Here is a 16,692-nt window from a genome sequence, read left to right as displayed (position 1 = left end):
GCGAAGGACTTATTCGGCATCGAAGAACCCCGACCGTGCGACGAAGACGGCGGCGGCCGACACACTGACGACCAGGAGCTCCACCGAGACCGCGGCGGCGCCGTTGATGTTGTTCATCTGGAAGGCGAAGTCGTAGGTGAGCTGGTTGAGCGAGTAGTCGCGTCCGGCCACGCCCACGCTGGCGAGGGAGAGCAGTTGCGGCTCGACGAAGAGCTGGGCGCCGCCGGCGAAGGCGAGGATCACCATGTACACGATCCACTTGCGGAGCATCGGGATCTGGATGTGCCAGGCGGTCTGCCAGGCGCCCGCGCCGTCGATGCGGGCGGCTTCCATGACGTCCGTGGGGATGTTGTTGAGCGCGCCGTACATGACGACGATCCAGCCGCCCGCGCCGGTCCAGAACGCGATGATCGTGAACAGCAGGGGCAGGTTGCCGGGCGCGATCACCTCGCCGAAGGTGTGGAACCCCAGCGCGTCCAGCAGCGAGCTGACCGGGCTCACCGTCGGGTCGAGCATGAACAGCCACACCAGCACACTCGCGGCGCCGGCGAGCGCTCCCGGGATGTAGTAGAGGAAGCGCAGCGCCTTGCTCGCGGAACCCGAGGCCAGGCGGTGCAGCAGCAGGGCCAGGGCCACCACGAACACCACCAGGGACAGGAGCCAGAAGGCGAGGTAGACGGTGACATGGCCCACGGCGTCCAGGAAGCGGAAGTCCTGTGCCGTGGTGACGAAGTTGGCGAAACCGGTGACCGTGCCTCCGGCGTCGGTGAAGGCGAAGTAGACGGCGTAAGCGGTCGGAAGGACGCCGAAGGCGATCAGCAGGATCACGTAGGCGGCGACGAAGGCCATGCCGGCCCGGCTCTGCCGGGCGGCGCCGCGAGGGCGCCGGGTGGCGGAGCCGGCCGGGGAGTGGGTGAGGGTCACTGGGAGACCTTGTATCCGTTGGACTTGGCGTACTTGACGATGGAGTCCTGCCAGGCGGGGAGCATGGAGACGATGGTCTTGCCCTGGGTCAGGCCGGGCTTGACAGTGGCGGCCCAGATCGCCTCCTGGCTGAACTGGCCCGAGCCCCAGCCCGGCCAGACCTGGGAGGACGCGTCCTTGAGGGCGCTCAGGTCACTGGCGAAGTATCCGGAGGCGTTCTGCCCCTTCAGCCATACCTCGGCTGCCGGCGCGTACGCGGGGAAGCCCGGCGCCTTCTCGCCCTGGTAGGCGTTGTCGGTGGTGACCCACTTCAGGAAGTCGGTGGCCGCCTTGATGTGCGCGGAGTGCTGGGACAGCAGCCAGGTCCCCCCGCCGACGTTACCCGTGGACGGCGAGGTCTCCCCCTTCCACTGCGGGATGGGCGCCGCCGCGATCTGCTTGGCCGGCGTCTTGAACGTGCCCTCGAACAGCGCGCCGCCGTACCAGGCCGGACCCGGCATGAGCAGCACCTTGCCGGCCTCGTTCTTGCCGAAGTCGGTACTGAAGACCCCGCTGATGGACATGGACTTGTTCTTGATCAGTACGTCCATGAGCCGGGCCATCCTGGTGCAGGCCTCGCTGGTGGTGTTCACCGAAACCGACTTGGGGCCGGTGATGTGGTTGGCTCCGCACTTGCTCGCCCACAGGTAGATCTCGGGGGTGAAGGAGTCACCGGCGTCGCCCACGAGATAGCCCGGGTGCTCCTTGGCCACCTTCTCGCCGAGCTGCTGGTACTCCTCCCAGGTGGTGGGCACCGTGTAGCCGAACTTCTTCAGCAGCGGCGCGTTGTACCAGAGCACCGCCTGGGAGAGGTCGTTGCGCAGGCAGTACACGGTGCCGCCCACCGTGCAGACGTTGTTGGCGCCCGCCGCGAACTGCCCCAGGGTCGACTCGGGGATCAGGCCCTTGTTCAGCGGAGCGGCGAAGCCCGCGTCGACCGCCCAGGTCACCTCGTTGTTCTGGGAGCTGAAGACCACGTCCGGCCAGCCCTTGCCGGTGCGGTTGAACAACTGGACCTTGGTCTGGAGGTAGTTCGAGCCGTTGGCGTCGCCGTCGTAGGTGACGATGTCCAGCTTCACGTCCGGATGCAGCTTCTGGTACAGCTTCGCGGCGTCCAGACGGGTCGCGTCCACCCAGAGTGTCAACGCGCCGTCCTTCTGGGGCACCTGAGCGAACCCGTCCTTCGTCGTCGTACCCGTGGCGCCGCCGCCGCAAGCAGTCAGGGCCAGCGCCGCCGTGGCCGCACAGCCGGCCAGCAAAGCCGCACGCCTCTTGCTGGACACTCTCTGCTGACCGGACGAAGGCTTGTTGACGGTCATGTGCGACTCCACTGGTTTCACAGGGCGCCCCGAGCGGATGGACAGGTGGCGCGAGGATGGGACGACGCCGGCCGTACCGGTCGGGCGTCGGGGAGCGTGGACGGCCGTCCCGCGTGCCGTCGCGGAAGAAATTAGCCGCCTTATCGAGGGGGCCGTCAAGGGTTTGTGCAGCCTTCTCTCCAGTGATCTGGATGGGATGCAACGACACAAGGGCGAGCAACACCCAGAAAGCCACCATATGCATCGGTTCCGTCTATCGCTTTCTGGCGTGGATCTATCTCTGCGATGAGTACGACTCATTCAGGCTTGAGATACGATGAACACGGCTCCACAGCGATCAGCCGCCCCAGTTGCGTCAGCCAGGAGGCAGGACAGATGAACGACACGCCCGCGGCCCAGGCGGCCATGCCGACGCAGGCGCCTCCGGTTGTGACGGCAGCGGTGAACGACACGGACGAGCGGCGTGACTACCGGCCCGGCTACGAGGTCGTGGCGGAGCGGATTCTCGAGTTCATCGCCGAGGCCCGTCTGGTGGCGGGTGATCGGCTGCCCACGGAGAACGATCTTGCCCAGAGGCTGAACACCAGCAGGGCAGTGGTTCGGGAGGCCGTGAAGATCCTTTCGGCGCTCGGCCGGGTCCGGGCGCACAAGGGGCGCGGACTGTTCGTCGCGGACGACGAGGGCATGCTCATCACCAACCGCTGGGGCGGCTTCTTCCGCCCCGTCGACCTCGATCACGTGCTCATGCTGTTCGAGTTCCGCAGGGTTCAGGAGATGGCCGCGAGCAGTCTGGCCGCCACCCGTGCCACGCCCGCCGAGCTGCGGACCATCGAGGTGGCCATGCAGCAGTGCCGGCACGGGTTCGTCCACGGTCAGGTCGACGAGTTCAACCAGGCGGACGAGGACTTCCACATGGGCGTCGCGGTCGCCTCGCACAACACCTTCCTCGTCAGCGCCGTGCGAGATGCGCGACGACTGCAGCGACAGTCGAGTGCGATCGGGATCCACGACAAGCTGGGCGAGGGCACCGAGTCGGCCGTCGAGGAGCATGAGGCGATCTACCGGGCCATCCGAGACGGCCGTCCGGACGAAGCGGCTCAGGCCACGGCGGCCCATCTCGACAGGACGCTCGAGGACTACCGGCGAGAGATCCAGCGGCGCCTGTTCGGTTAGGTGACAAGGAAGCGAGCACGGCCTCCCCGCGCTTCTGCAGGGCTGCCGTGCTCGCTGCTGGAGGCGCTTTGCCGAGGCCGGTTGCTCGTCAGCCCCAGGGCGATGCGGTGAGCCAACTGGTGTCCTGGGCCCACGACGACGTGGAGTCCCAGGCGTTGGAGCCGCCATTGCCGGCTATGTAGGCCGTGAAGTCGTAGTGGCGGATGTACTTCGTGGGGTAGTTGACGGACTGGAAGGAGTGGCCGACCCCGCTGTTGCCCGTGGTGGGGCAGAAGGTGGCGTCCTGCGCGAACGAGCCGCCGCCGTTGTCGGTGTTCAGGTAGAGCTCGAAGTTGTAGTGGCGCAGGAACTGGCCCGGCCTGTTGGCGGACTCGAAGGACAGGCAGGAACTGTCGGCCAGGCCGGCGCGGACGATCCAGGTGGCGTTGCCCTTGTCGGTGGTCGAGCTGCCGGAGGTCACCGGAGCGATCACGACCTTGTCGTCGCTGGTGTCGTGCTGCAGGTAGTCGCTGGTGCAGCAGGAGGTGGTGGCCTGCAGCGACACCTTCGCGCCCGGGGTGAAGGGGTTGGAGGTGTTGGTGCTGTAGCCGGCCGCGGCGATGTTGGCCTGGACCGCGGCGTCGGTGGCGTCGGAGGGGTAGCCCTTGACCATGGCGCCCTCGTAGAAGGTGCCTGCGCTCGCGTTGCGGTTGGTCTGGCAGCAGTCGCCGCCGCTGCCGAGGATGACGGCACCCTGCTTGTGCATCGGGTTCCATCCGCTGGGCAGTGCGCCGCTGTAGAGCTGGGTCAGGCTCCCGGACTGGGCGCCTGCGGCCTTGAGCGCCATCCGGGTGGTGCCGTTGTTCTTGAGCATCGCGGTGACGAAGCGACTGGTCTGGGAGACCTGGTCGGGGTTCCACGTCTTGCTGCCGCCGGAGAACAGGCCGTTCTCCAGGTCCGCCTGGACCCACGGTCCGGTTCCGCTGCAGCCGCCGAACCAGCATTCCGTGCCGAAGTTGATCGCGTCCATGGCACCGTTGCCGTCGGCCTTGTGGTCGATCTCCGTGTTGCCGTAGTCGAAGCAGCAGCCGTTGTTGACGTGGGTGCCGCTGGTGACCATGTACTCGCCCTCGGGTGAGCTGCCGGTCGGCACGCCCCCGGAGGAGTTGTAGGCGAAGTAGCTGTTGCCGGGGTTGATGTAGAGCGCGTAAGCCTTCCGGCCGCCCACGCCGAGCGCTTCGGTGGTCGCGTCGGCCGCCGTGTCGGCGCCGCCGGTACCGCCGGGCCCCTGGTAGACCAGGGTGTTGCCGCCGCCGGTCTGGTCGTAGACGCGGGTGATGGTGCAGGTGGTACCCGCGCAGAACGAGTCCTGTGCCGCGGCGTTGGCGACGCCTCCGGCCGACAGTACGCCGATGTCGTGCAACGTACTGTCCGACGCCCGCTGCACCTGGTAGAGCGGGCCGTCGTAGGAGGCGAACAGCGCGCGGGTGGTGCTGTGCGCCGCGACGCACGGCGTGCCGCCCGCCGCGTAGATGTCGCAGGGCCCTTGTGCGGCGGCCTGCGAGGCGCCGCTGAAGGCGATGAGGCCGGTGAAGGCGAGCGCCACCGCGGCCAAGGAGACAACCACCCCCCGGCGCAGTCGGCGAAGAATGAGCAGCGCAAACACCAGGAACTCCTTTGTTCATCGATACGGGGAGGGGTGATGGAACGTGAACGGCACGAGAACTCCCGGGCATGGGCGGCGGCCGGCACCACCCGAGGACGAGCAACGAGGTGGAACTGGCCGCCTTGACCAAGGGCGGCGGGGAGGCCGTCGGGTGGCGAGGTCGACGCTTCCGGACCGGCTCGTCCCACTGCTCGGGTTGTAGTCCCCGCCGAGGGCGAGCCCGCCCAGGCGGTCGGCGATACTGCGCGTGGTCATGACCGAGCCTCCCTACGGAGAGTGAGGCGCTGCTTGCGGGCCGCCCGACCCTCCGTACGGAGAGTCGGGCGGTGCTTCCGGGCAGAGGGCGACCGGTCACTGGTCACCCTTTCGGTTTGTCGCGGTGTCAGAAGCCCGCGACGCCCCAGGAGGTGGCGGTGTAGCTGCCCGGCCCGAACTCCCAGCCGGCCATGATGCTGTTGAGGTACTGGTCGTTGGTGTAGTAGCCCCTGTTGATGCCCCAGTTGAAGAACGGGGTGAGGCTGCCGGACCACCAGCCGGACCTGCTCGTGTCCAGGAAACTGATGGTGTGGCTGACGCCGTCCGGCCAGTTGTACTCGTAGATGTTCCAGGTGCGGCCGCCGAGGCTGACGTTGGTCACGGTCGGGATCGCGTTGCCGCTCGCGTCATAGGCGTTGGCCAACGGCTTCGTGTTGGACCAGTTGAGCCAGATCATCAGCTCGTTGTGGGAGTTGCGGTCGGTGGGCCCAGCGGTCGGGTCGATGAAGATGTCGTACGTGGCGTCGTAGTACGAGCCCGAGGCCGGGGACGAGGTCTGGGAGAACCACGTCGTGTTGTTGGGGTTGATGGCGCTGAGCTTCTTGGGGAGCGTGGTCACCGGGGACGTGGTGCCCCAGTCCTCGCCGTCGACCATGGCGACGAAGCCGGTGCCGGTCGAGGAGTTCACGCCCCAGGAGTTGTCGTTGGCGTACCACGTCGATGCGTTGCCGCCGGTCGCGTAGTACTTGAAGTAGTACGTCGACGAGGCTGCCGCTGCCGAGTTCGGCAACGTCAAGACGAGAGCCAGAGCCGCGAGCAGTGCGGCCCAGCCGATACGGAATTTCATCAGCCCTCCGGAATGTGTGCTGAGTGGGGGGATCACACAGGAGAGGAGAGGTCGGTCGTCCTGCCCTGGTGGCAGGGCCACGTCGGTCTCCCCTTCGGGACGGCAGGTGCGGAGCGAGGCGACCGGGAGCCGGGTCTCACTTCGGGTCGCCGTAGATGACTCCGCGTCCGTTGGTCCCGAAGTAGACGCGGCCGTAGACCCTGGGGTCTCCGGTCATGGTGTTGCCGGTCCAGGCGTACTGGTGGCGGTCGTCGTTGATGCGGATCCAGGTCCGGCCCGCGTCGTCGGACCGGAAGATGCCGCGCACGCCGTCGATCTTGGAGCTGGTGTAGACGGCGGGGTACGTGGCGCCGGGTGCGGCCTTGCCGAATCCGACGACATCGCCCTCGTCCACCGCCTTGAACCTGGTGAAGGTTCTTCCGGAGTCGGTCGACCGCCACATCCCGTACGGCGTGGGGGTGGTGGGCTTGTCGGTGCCGCCGGCCAGCCAGATGTCGCCCTCGTGGCCCGGTACCGCCTTGAACCGGACGTTCCCCGCGGTGGGCAGACCGGTGGCCGCCGTGGCCTTGAAGCTCTTGCCGCCGTCCGTGCTGAGGTAGAAGACCCCGGAGCCGTAGGCGTAGAACTTCGCCGGGTTCACCCGGTCCGAGCGCACCGAAGCCCCGGCCGGGAGGCCCTGCGAAGCCGTCCAGGTCGCTCCGTTGTCGTCGGACCAGCTGACCGGCGCTCCGTCCGGTGACCAGACGATCCGCCTGCCGTCGGCGCTGATGGCGACGGCCTGGTCGTGTCCTCCGGGCCCGGTGACGCCGGACGGCTCACTGCCCGACGGTGTCCAGGTGGCGCCGCTGTCGGTGGAGATGGCGAAGTGCTGGGTCCAGCCGCTGGTGGGGCTGCCGACCCGCACGATGGTGTGGGGCGCCAGTTCCGCGTAGTCCAGGGCAGTGGTCACGCCGAAGGTCGGGCTGTCGTACATCTTCGTCGCCTTGTTCAGATCCGTGTGGCGGAAGCCGCCGACGTCGCCGACGCCGGAGAAGAGGTGCGCGGGGCCGACGGGTGGGCTGATCACGCAGGCGATCGAGCACTCCTCCAGGCCCTGGGCCCGCACGGACAGGTGTACGGTGCCGCCGCGGTCCCAGTCGGTCAGGTTGTCCGCGCCGTAGATCGTCGCGCCGGTTCCGTACATGAAGTGGTCGGAGTCGAAGGGGTCGATCTGGACGGATTCCATCATCCAGCCCAGCTTGGGGGTCATCTCGGGAAGCGACGGCGAGGCGTTCCAGGTCAGCCAGGGGGCGGCGGAGATGTCGATGTCGTAGCGCAGGGTGCGCTCGGAATTCGTGCCCAGGTCCCACGCGCGGGTCCAGCTCGCGCCGCCGTCGGTGGAGCGGAAGAGGATGCAGTCGGGCCACCACTTGACCTGGGTGGACACCATCAGGGTGTCCGGGTTCTGCCGGTCGATGGTCAGGCCGCTGTAACCGTACTGGTTGTCGTCGCTGGTGGAGGGGACCGGGCTGATGCGGGTCCAGGTGTCGGTGGCGGTGTCCAGCTTCCACACGTCGCCCTTGGAGCCGTCGTAGGGGCCGGCGGTGTTGCTGGTCGCCAGGTACAGGTAGCCGCCGACGTGGTCGAAGACCGCGTGGTGCGGGATGTAGCCGGTGGGCTGCCCGGGGACGCGTTCCCAGGTCGCTCCCGCGTCGGTGGACCGGTACAGGATGTTGTCCTTGTCGGCGACGGTGACGTAGAGGGTCCGGGTGGCCCTGCCCGCTCTGCCGGTGCGCTTGTCGAAGACGACTTGCAGCACGCCCAGGTTGTCGCCGTTGGGGCCGCCCGTGTCGGTGGGGTCGGGGACGAAGTTGCCCGGGTTGGGGAAGCCGGTCACCTGCGCGAAGGTCTTGCCGTAGTCGGTGCTGCGCCACAGCCCGTTGCCGCCGCGCACTCCCAGGTAGAGGATCCTGTTGCGGTTGGGGTCGATCACCAGCCGTTCGCCGATGCCCCGGCCGGGCATGTTGCCGCCCAGCCGGAACGGCAGGGGAGTGGTCTTCCAGGTGCGGCCGCGGTCGGTCGACCGCAGGATCGCCGCCATGCTCGGGTCCCAGTCGGGCATGGGGTAGGTGCCCGCCGCCAGGTAGACGCGGTCGGGGTCGACCTCGTCGGTGGCGATGCTGATGATGCCGGTGTGCCCGTACTCGTCCCAGCCGATCCAGTCGGTGAGGGGGAGCCACCGCCGGGACGCCGTGTCGAGGCGGTAGGCGCCGCCGATGTCGGTCCGGGCGTACACCAGTCCGGGCTCGCTCTGGTTGAAGACGATGCCGGTGACGAAGCCGCCGCCGACTATCTGCGCGTTGCGGAAGGTGTAGGGCGTGCGTCGGACGGTCCCGGCCGCACGGGCGGACGTGGCGGAGGCGGCGGAGGGAGCGAGCACGGGGAGTGCGGCCGCGGCCGCACCGGCGGCCAGCAGTCCTCGGCGGGAGAGGTGCGGGACATGGGGCATGACGGGTTCTTGCCTTTCGGGTGCGGGTGCGGGTGCGGGTGCGGGTGCGTACGGGCCTGCCCACAGGCGGCAGTCCCGTCGGCTCTGGTGTGGCGGGGGAGGGCTGGGTGGACGGTGCCTCGCCCAGCGCGTCGAGGGTGCCGTACCGGTGGCGCAGCCGGAGTCGGGAGACCTCCGGGGCGTTCGGTGATGCGGTGAAGCATGGGCGCCCCGCTAGCCCTTGATCGCGCCGGTGAGCATGCCCTTCGCCAGATGCTTCTGCAGGAACGGGAAGGCGACGACGACGGGGAGCAGCGTCAGTACGACCACCGCCATCTGGAGCGACAGCGGAGCCGTCAGCGATGTGCCGTCGCCGAAGCCGGCGTTGGTCTGGCCGGGCATGTTGAAGCCGAGGCTGACGTACTGGTACAGCACGTACTGCAACGGCCACTTCCTGCTGTCGAGCGGCATGTAGAGCATGACGTTGAAGAAGGAGTTCCAGTAGCCCACGGCGTAGAACAGCGTGACCACGGCGGTGACCGCGCGCGACGTGGGCAGCACCACCGACCACAGGATGCGCCATTCGCCGGCGCCGTCCATCCGCGCGGCGTCGATGAGTTCCGTGGCCGTTCCCGAGTAGAAGGCGCGCAGCACGATGATGTTGAACACGCTCACCGCGCTCGGCACGATCAGCGCCCAGTACTGGTCGTATCCGCCGAGTCCCACGACCACCAGGTAGCTGGGGATCAGTCCGGCGGTGACGAACATGGTGACGATGAGCAGCGTCAGGATCGTGCGGTGGCCCAGCGATCCCCTGCGGGAGAGCCCGTAGGCGCACAGCACCGAGATCACCATCGAGAACAGGGTGCCCACGACGGTGATGCCGAGGCTCACCACGAGTGCCCGGGCGACCGGGCCGCCGTGCAGGATCGTGTCGTAGGCGTTCAGGGTCAGGTCGCGCGGTACGAGGACCATGCCCCCGGCCTCGTTGATCGCCGCCTGGGTGGACAGACTGGTGATCACCACGGACCACAGCGGAACCAGGACGGCGAGCAGGATGACGACGAGGACGGCCGACTTGCCGGCCCGGCCGGCGACGGACGGCGGCTCCTCCCACACCGGGCGGGCGGGGTTGCGGCGGCGGGCAGCCGTGGCGGCTGCGGTGACAGTGGTCATCGGCGGTACAGTCCGTCCTCGCCCAGGGCGTGTGCGAGCTTGTTGGCGCCCCACAGCAGCAGCAGGGAGATGACGCTCTTGAAGATGCCCGCTGCCACGCCGTAGCCGTAGTTGTTGGTGGCGATGCCGTAGTAGAAGGAGAAGGTGTCGAGGACGTCGGCCGCGTCGTGCCCGACCGCCGTCCGCTGGATGAGCAGTTGCTCGAATCCCACGCTGAGGATGTTGCCGAGGCGCAGCACCAGCATCAGAACGGTGACCGCGCGGATGCCCGGCAGCGTGATGTGCCACAGTCGGCGCCAGCGGCCCGCGCCGTCCACGGCCGCAGCCTCGTAGAGGTTCTGGTCGATCGCGGCGAGCGCGGCGAGGAAGACGATGATGCCCCAGCCGGACTCCTTCCACACGACCTGTGAGGTGACCAGGAGTTGGAAGGTGTGCGGATCGGTCATGATGTTCCACGGCGTCATGTCGTGGTTGCGCAGGAACTGGTTGAGCAGCCCCGCCCCACCGAGCATCTGCTGGAACAGGGTGATCGTCAGGACCCAGGAGAAGAAGTGGGGCAGCAGGGTGACCGACTGGATGACCGACCGGATCCGGCTGCTGAGCACCGAGTTCAGCAGCAGCGCGAGCATGATCGGCACCGGGAAGAAGAGCACGAGCTGGACGAGGCTGAGTTCCAGGGTGTTCCTCAGCGCCTGCCAGAAGAGGGGATCGCCGAACAACTGGCGGAAGTTGTCCAGTCCGATCCAGTCGCTGTCGATCACGCCGACCAGCGGGTCGTAGTACTTGAAGGCGACGACGTTCCCGAGGATCGGCAGGTAGTTGAAGACCAGCAGCAGGACGACGACCGGCAGGGTCATCAGGATCAGGGACTTGTCGCGGCGCAGCCGCATCCTGAAGGTGAGCTTCGGGGCGGCGTCCGCCCGGGCCGCACGGCGCCCGGCCGCCTTGCGTCGCGGCTCGTGCTGCGGGCTGTCCGGGCTGACGTCGACGACTGTGGTGTGCACCTGTCCTCCTGGGCTCGGCTCTTTCCGCTCCGGTCGCGGTCTGCGCCGCGCCGGCGGCCTGGTCACAGCGCGCTTCACCGCTACTGGTTGGTCCCGTACTTGGCGAGGACCGAGTCCTGGTACCAGCCCACCAGCCGGTCACCGCCGTTGCGCCGCCAGGTGCCGACCGCCTCCTGGAAGGCCGAGACCGGCTTGAGCCCGTGGATGACGGAGATGATGGTGTCCTCGACGGCCTGCGCCGTGTCGGCGGCGTTGTACCGGGCCGGGACGGTGACGTTCAGGTTCCAGAAGACCGGCTTGACCGCGAACGGGGCGGTGGCCTTGAGCCAGGCGCACTGCTCCTTGGTGATCTCCGGGTAACCCGGGGTGTTCACCGTGTTCGGGCACGCGGCCAGGAAGGGATACGTGGCCTGCTGGACGTTCTTCTGCCCGGTGGGCGTCGCGACGGGAACCCCCTTGACCAGGTTGTAGTCCACGCCTTTGACGCCGTAGACGGTCATCGTGTACTCGGCCGAACCCCACGGCGCGGCCAGGTAGTCGGCCACGGAGAGCAGCTCCCGTATCTGGCTCGGCTTCAGACGCGCGTTGAGATAGCTCACGTACCCGGTTCCCGGGCCGATGTAGACGTACGGCTTGGAGTGGCCGTCCGCCGCGAAGACCGGCAGCAGGCTGCGCCGGTACTTCTTGTTCGCCGCCTGCCCCGACTGGGCGTCTCCGACGCTCCAGGCACCTATGCCGTCGCCCACGATGAGGGTCTTGCCGGCGTAGAACCGGGTCTTCTGGTCGTTGACGTTGCCGGCCAGCGCGTCCGGGTTCATCAAGCCGGACTTCGCCAGCTTGTAGTGCCAGGCGAGGGCCTCGAGGATCTCCGGTGTCAGGTACTTGTGGACCAGTTTGCCGCCGTCCACCCGGAACTTCGGCGGAACACCGAACGCGCCGCTGAAGTACGTCCAGATGTCGTCGAACGCCCAGCGCCCCGCCTTGGCGTCGGTGAGTTCCCTGCCGACGCGCATCAGATCGTCCGCGGACTTGATGTCGGCGGCGTCGATGCCGTGGTCCTGGAACACGTCCTTGCGGTAGAAGACGACCTGGTTGAAGCTCGTGCCGCTGGTGAAACACGGGATGCCGTAGAGCTTGTTCTCCCAGGCGCCCGACATCCAGCCACTGCTGGGGATGGCCGCCAGGTTGGGGTACTCCTTGACGTTGTCGCCCGACAGGTAGGGCGTCAGGTCGGCCAGGTGCCGGCCCACCAGCCCGCCGGTCTGGGCCTGCCCGTTCATCCAGGTCGGGATCTGCACCCAGTCCGGGAGGTTGTCGGAGGCGGAGAGGGTGGCCAGGGACTGGCCGTAGGTGTTCCCGTTGGCGGGCTGCATCTTGATCGTGGTGCCCAGCGCCTGCGACATGGCCTGGTAGTACTGGTTGCCGGCGGGTGGGATGGTGCCCCACAGCGGCGTGGCGGACGTGTAGTGACCGCCCTTGCCCGGGATCTTCTTCACCGTGGTGAGCGGCTCGGCGGGGAAAGTGAGGTAACCCGGCTCCGTGACCGCTCCGTTGGGGAACGTGACGGACGGGATGTCCGGCTTGGCGACTGTGCTGGGCACATAGGCGGGCAGCGCGGCGGCCAGGCCCTTCTTGCTGCTGGTGCCTCCCTTGCCGGCGCCGGAGCCGCTGCCGCCGCAGGCGGCCAGCAGCGGTGAGAGGGAGGCGGCGCCCACTACGCCGGCGGCCGTTCGCAGGACGGCTCGGCGGTTCGTCTCGATGCTCATGTCGTTGCGGCCCTTCGTTTTCGCGGACCCGACCGGCGGGCGGGCCGACGCTGCGTCGTCCGGTGGCCTGACGTCGGGAGGGCGGGAGGAAATCCAGTCGATGCGCTTCGACGTTTCGGTGACACTAAGGTCGTGTTTTCGGGCGTGACAACGGGCCGTCCAGGTCACTTTCCGGTAACAGGCACGGCCAAGGGTGACTCCCCGCCCCGCCCTCCGTACGGCTCATTCGCAGGTGGACTGGCCTTCTGGGCGAACTCCCGGAGAGGAGCGCCAGCGTCGGAGAAGGGTTCTGACGGCCGGGCGACATGTGATTGACACATGACTCAGCGTCATGGCAACGTCGAAGCGCTTCGACTACTTCGACTGCACGCCGACGCGCTCGCGGAAAGCCTTACGCCGCCCGCGCCCGCGGTCGCCCACGCTTCCCACGCCTTCTCCTTCGACCTCCTGCAAGGGACATCTTTGGTGAGTACCGCCGCCACACCCCCCGAGCCGCCCACCACCGATCTGCCGTTCCGCGACCCCGCGCTCCCCCTCGCACAGCGAGTCGACGACCTGATCTCCCGGCTGACGCTCGACGAGCGCATCCAACTGCTCTACCAGTACTCACCCGGAGTCCCCCGCCTCGGACTGGCCCCCTTCAAGACCGGCACCGAAGGGCTGCACGGCGTGGCCTGGCTGGGGCCGGCCACCGTGTTTCCGCAGGCGATAGGCCTGGGAGCCACCTGGAACGAGGAACTGCTGCACGAGGTCGCCACGGCCGTCGGCACCGAGGCCCGCGCCTTCCACCAGCGTCCCGCCGTCGACGGCCACCGGCACAGCCTCCAGGTCTGGGCCCCCGTGGTGAACCTGCTGCGCGACCCCCGCTGGGGCCGCAACGAGGAGGGGTACGCGGAGGATCCGCTGCTCACCGGCCGGCTCTCCGTCAGCTTCTGCCGCGGGCTGGCCGGGGACCACCCGGTCTATCTGCGCACGGCACCGCTCCTGAAGCACTTCCTCGCCTACAACAACGAGAACGAGCGCGACATCACCTCCTCCGTGGTGCCGCCCAGGGTGCTGCACGAATACGACCTCGCCGCCTTCCGCCCGGCGATCGCGTCCGGCGCCGCCACCGGCGTCATGCCGGCCTACAACCTCGTCAACGGCCGCCCTTGCCACGTCAGTCCACTGCTCGAGACCCAGGTACGACGCTGGGCCGAGCCCACCGGCCACGAGCTGTTGGTCTGCAGCGACGCCGGAGCCGTGACCAACCTGGTCGACACGGAGCACTACTTCGACGACCACCCCACCTCCCACGCGGCGGCCGTACGCGCCGGCGTCGACAGCATCACCGAACAGGGCGAGGACGGCAGCATCACCCTCGGCAGACTCCGCGCAGCGGTCGACCGCGGGCTGCTCACCGAGGCCGACATCGACCGCGCCGCTCGACGCCACCTGTCGATCCGCCTCCGCCTCGGCGAGTTCGATCCGGGCCTCGACCCCTACGCCGGCATCCGCGACGACGTCGTGGACAGCCCCGCACACCGTGCGCTCGCGCTGCGCGCCGCCACGGAGTCGGTGGTGCTGCTGAAGAACGACGGCGCACTGCCGCTGTCGCCGGCACCCGGTCGGCGCGTGGCGCTCGTCGGTCCGCCGGCGGACACCCTCTTCGAGGACTGGTACAGCGGCACCATGCCGTACCGGATCACCATCGCCACCGGCCTGGGGGCGGCACTCGAGGAGCGCGGCGCCGAAGCGGTCCGCGCGGAGGGAGTGGACCGGATCACGCTGCGCGCCGCCTCCACCGGGGGCCTCCTGCGCGTGCCGGCCCTCGACCCCGGCGGGCCCATGGTGGCCGGTGCTCCCTCGGACGAGCAGGAGGCGGGCGACAACGCCTGCCACGACCTGTTCGACTGGGGTGAAGGCGTGCTGACCCTCCGCAACGCGCGCACGGAACGCTACGTCACCCTCAAGGACGACGACCTCACCCTCGCCGCCGACCAGACGCAGCCGAACGGCTGGTTCGTCCACGAGACCTTCCGGCTGGAACCCCAGCCGGACGGCACGGAACTGCTGCGCAACATCAGCAACGGCCGATACGCCGCCGTGGACCCCGCCACCGGCCGGGTCACCCTCACTGCCGAAGCCCCCGAGAAGGCGGAACGCTGGACCCGAACGGTCGTCAGGGACGGAATCGCCGAAGCCGTCGCGGCCGCCGCCTCGGCGGACGTCGCCGTGGTCGTCCTCGGCAACGACCCGCACATCAACGGCCGCGAGACCGAGGACCGTGCGGGCATCTCACTGCCGCCCGCGCAGGAAGCCCTGCTGCGCGCCGTCGCCACCGAGCGCCCCGAGTCGGTACTGGTCGTGATGAGCAGCTACCCGTACGCCGTCGACTGGGCGGACGAGCACCTGCCCGCCGTGGTGTGGACCTCCCACGGCGGGCAGGAGACGGGCCGGGCACTCGCCGCGGTCCTGCTCGGCGAGGCCGAACCCTCCGGACGGCTCCCGCAGACCTGGTACCGCGGCGACGACCCGCTGCCCGACCGCCTCGACTACGACATCATCAGCGCCGGCTGGACGTACCAGTACCACGACGCCGCACCCCTGTACCCCTTCGGGCACGGCCTGTCCTACACCAGCTTCGCCTACTCCGACCTGCGGCTGTCCGCCCGGGAAGCGGCGCAGGACGACACCGTGACCGTGAGCGTCGAGCTCACCAACACCGGAGCGCGCACGGGCACCGAGACCGTGCAGCTCTACACCCGCGCGCTCGCCGCCCGCCACCGCGCGCCCAGGCGCAGACTGACGGACTTCCGCAAGGTCTCCCTCGCCCCCGGTGAACGGCGACGGCTGGAGTTCGACATGCCCGTCACGGCCTTGGCCCACTGGTCCGTCTCAGCCGGCGCCTTCGCCGTGGACCCGGGACCGTACGAGATTCTGATCGGGCACTCGGCCGAAGCCATCGCCCTGACGGCGCCCCTCACCGTGACGGAGCCGGCCCTCCCGGTCCGCAGCCTCATCGGTGGACGACTGGAGGCCGTCGACTTCGACGAGTGGGCCGGCGGCACGCTGGTCGACGCCACCCGGGAGAAAGGTGAGGCGGTCACGCGGGCAGCCGGTGAAACCTGCTGCGGACTGCGCTACCGCTCGGTCGACCTGGGCGGCCCGGCAGACGGACCGCGCGTCATCACGGCCGAGGTGTCCCGCGCGTCGGAGGAGGCCGCGACCGTCGAGATCTACGCCGACGGCGGTCCCGGTACCGGCACCTTGCTCGCCGGCCTCCACGTGCCCGCCGGCACCCACGGCCGGTACGACTGGCGCACGGTCAGCGCACCGATGCCCGCGGAGGTGACCGGGGTGCACGATCTGCATCTCGTTCTGCGGGGCGGTGTCCACCTGACCGCGATCACCGGTGGGACGCGGTGAGTACCGGTGGGACGCGGTGAGCACCGGTGGAACGCGGTGAGAAAAGGGTCCGCGCCGCCGCGTTCCACCCCTTCCGAGCATTGACGCACGTGGTCCGCGCGGATCTATCCTCTGCCCGAAGATGGGGCGCCCGCGCTCCGGCCGCGTCGTCGTACCGCCGGACGGCCTGGAGGATCGGGGAGCCTCCACCCGTCCGGTCGGCGCATTCCGCCGCGCGCCATGCGCGAGACGTGGCGCGCCGCCGACGTACCGGAAGAGAGCCGAGGCGGGTATGCGACAGATCGCACGGCATGACGTCGTCTTCGTCGCCGGCAGCGCCGGAGAGCATGAACTGACCTGGTCGCAGAAGGCCCATGCACGCGAAGGATGCCACCCCCATCTCGACGGACCCCGCAACAAGAACCAACGGATGGCGCGGGCACTCCACGGCACACCCGACATGGCCGCGGTGCTTCATGCCTTCGCCGCGGTCATGGCCCACTTCGAGGCGCTGCGCACGCTGTATCCACGTGACGCGGACGGGCACCCGCGCGCGGTCGTGGTGGCTTCCGGCGCGCTCGAGGTCGACGAGTACGCCTTAGAGGTCCTAACAAAGGCGTTGGACGTGACGGTGGGTGATGAGGCAGGTGGCGAGGCCGAGGAATGCTTCGTGGATGTCGTCGCGTCGCT

Annotated in this window: 10 protein-coding genes and 1 pseudogene; 3 read left to right on the top strand and 8 right to left on the bottom strand. The window is 68.8% G+C overall.

Annotated elements, in window-relative coordinates; genetic code table 11:
* Positions 1-9: 9 nt before the first annotated feature.
* Both ACZ4SW_RS34155 and ACZ4SW_RS34150 read right to left on the bottom strand, forming a co-directional pair.
* Positions 10-924: a carbohydrate ABC transporter permease gene (locus ACZ4SW_RS34155; protein WP_468252969.1), complete on the bottom strand. Its 915-nt coding sequence runs from the start codon at positions 922-924 to the stop codon at positions 10-12.
* Positions 921-2,282 (bottom strand): ABC transporter substrate-binding protein, encoded by a 1,362-nt coding sequence (locus tag ACZ4SW_RS34150; RefSeq protein ID WP_468252967.1) that lies wholly within the window; start codon positions 2,280-2,282, stop codon positions 921-923. Before ACZ4SW_RS34150 ends, ACZ4SW_RS34155 begins: the two co-directional genes overlap by 4 nt.
* Before the next feature lie 375 nt (positions 2,283-2,657).
* Here ACZ4SW_RS34150 and ACZ4SW_RS34145 point away from each other — a divergent pair, with 375 nt between their 5' ends.
* Positions 2,658-3,455, top strand: coding sequence for a FadR/GntR family transcriptional regulator (locus ACZ4SW_RS34145; RefSeq protein WP_468252966.1), 798 nt, complete (start codon positions 2,658-2,660; stop codon positions 3,453-3,455).
* 88 nt (positions 3,456-3,543) lie between these two features.
* Here ACZ4SW_RS34145 and ACZ4SW_RS34140 read toward each other — a convergent pair whose 3' ends face one another.
* The 6 genes from ACZ4SW_RS34140 to ACZ4SW_RS34115 form a co-directional block, all read right to left on the bottom strand.
* Positions 3,544-5,100 carry an alpha-L-arabinofuranosidase B gene (locus ACZ4SW_RS34140; protein ID WP_468252965.1) on the bottom strand — a complete coding sequence of 519 codons (1,557 nt, stop codon included), beginning with the start codon at positions 5,098-5,100 and terminating at the stop codon, positions 3,544-3,546.
* Positions 5,101-5,482: 382 nt separating this feature from the next.
* A complete protein-coding gene (locus ACZ4SW_RS34135) occupies positions 5,483-6,202 on the bottom strand; it encodes a GH12 family glycosyl hydrolase domain-containing protein (protein WP_468252963.1) in 720 nt (239 codons plus the stop codon).
* 136 nt (positions 6,203-6,338) lie between these two features.
* Positions 6,339-8,690: a WD40/YVTN/BNR-like repeat-containing protein gene (locus ACZ4SW_RS34130; RefSeq protein WP_468252962.1), complete on the bottom strand. Its 2,352-nt coding sequence runs from the start codon at positions 8,688-8,690 to the stop codon at positions 6,339-6,341.
* A gap of 213 nt (positions 8,691-8,903) precedes the next feature.
* Positions 8,904-9,845, bottom strand: coding sequence for a carbohydrate ABC transporter permease (locus tag ACZ4SW_RS34125; RefSeq protein ID WP_468252961.1), 942 nt, complete (start codon positions 9,843-9,845; stop codon positions 8,904-8,906).
* Positions 9,842-10,849, bottom strand: a complete 1,008-nt coding sequence (locus ACZ4SW_RS34120) for an ABC transporter permease (protein ID WP_468252959.1) — start codon at positions 10,847-10,849, stop codon at positions 9,842-9,844. The genes ACZ4SW_RS34125 and ACZ4SW_RS34120 overlap by 4 nt, the downstream gene beginning before the upstream one ends.
* Before the next feature lie 80 nt (positions 10,850-10,929).
* Positions 10,930-12,615: an extracellular solute-binding protein gene (locus tag ACZ4SW_RS34115; RefSeq protein WP_468252958.1), complete on the bottom strand. Its 1,686-nt coding sequence runs from the start codon at positions 12,613-12,615 to the stop codon at positions 10,930-10,932.
* 465 nt (positions 12,616-13,080) lie between these two features.
* Here ACZ4SW_RS34115 and ACZ4SW_RS34110 point away from each other — a divergent pair, with 465 nt between their 5' ends.
* Both ACZ4SW_RS34110 and ACZ4SW_RS34105 read left to right on the top strand, forming a co-directional pair.
* A complete protein-coding gene (locus ACZ4SW_RS34110) occupies positions 13,081-16,023 on the top strand; it encodes a glycoside hydrolase family 3 C-terminal domain-containing protein (RefSeq protein ID WP_468253010.1) in 2,943 nt (980 codons plus the stop codon).
* Between the two features lie 271 nt (positions 16,024-16,294).
* Positions 16,295-16,692 (top strand): annotated as a pseudogene (locus ACZ4SW_RS34105) (hypothetical protein); the annotation flags it as partial.

Source organism: Streptomyces sp. NPDC028331, assembly GCF_055565775.1.
Note: the sequence above shows the minus strand (reverse complement) of the source record. Positions and strands in the feature narration are given on the sequence as shown.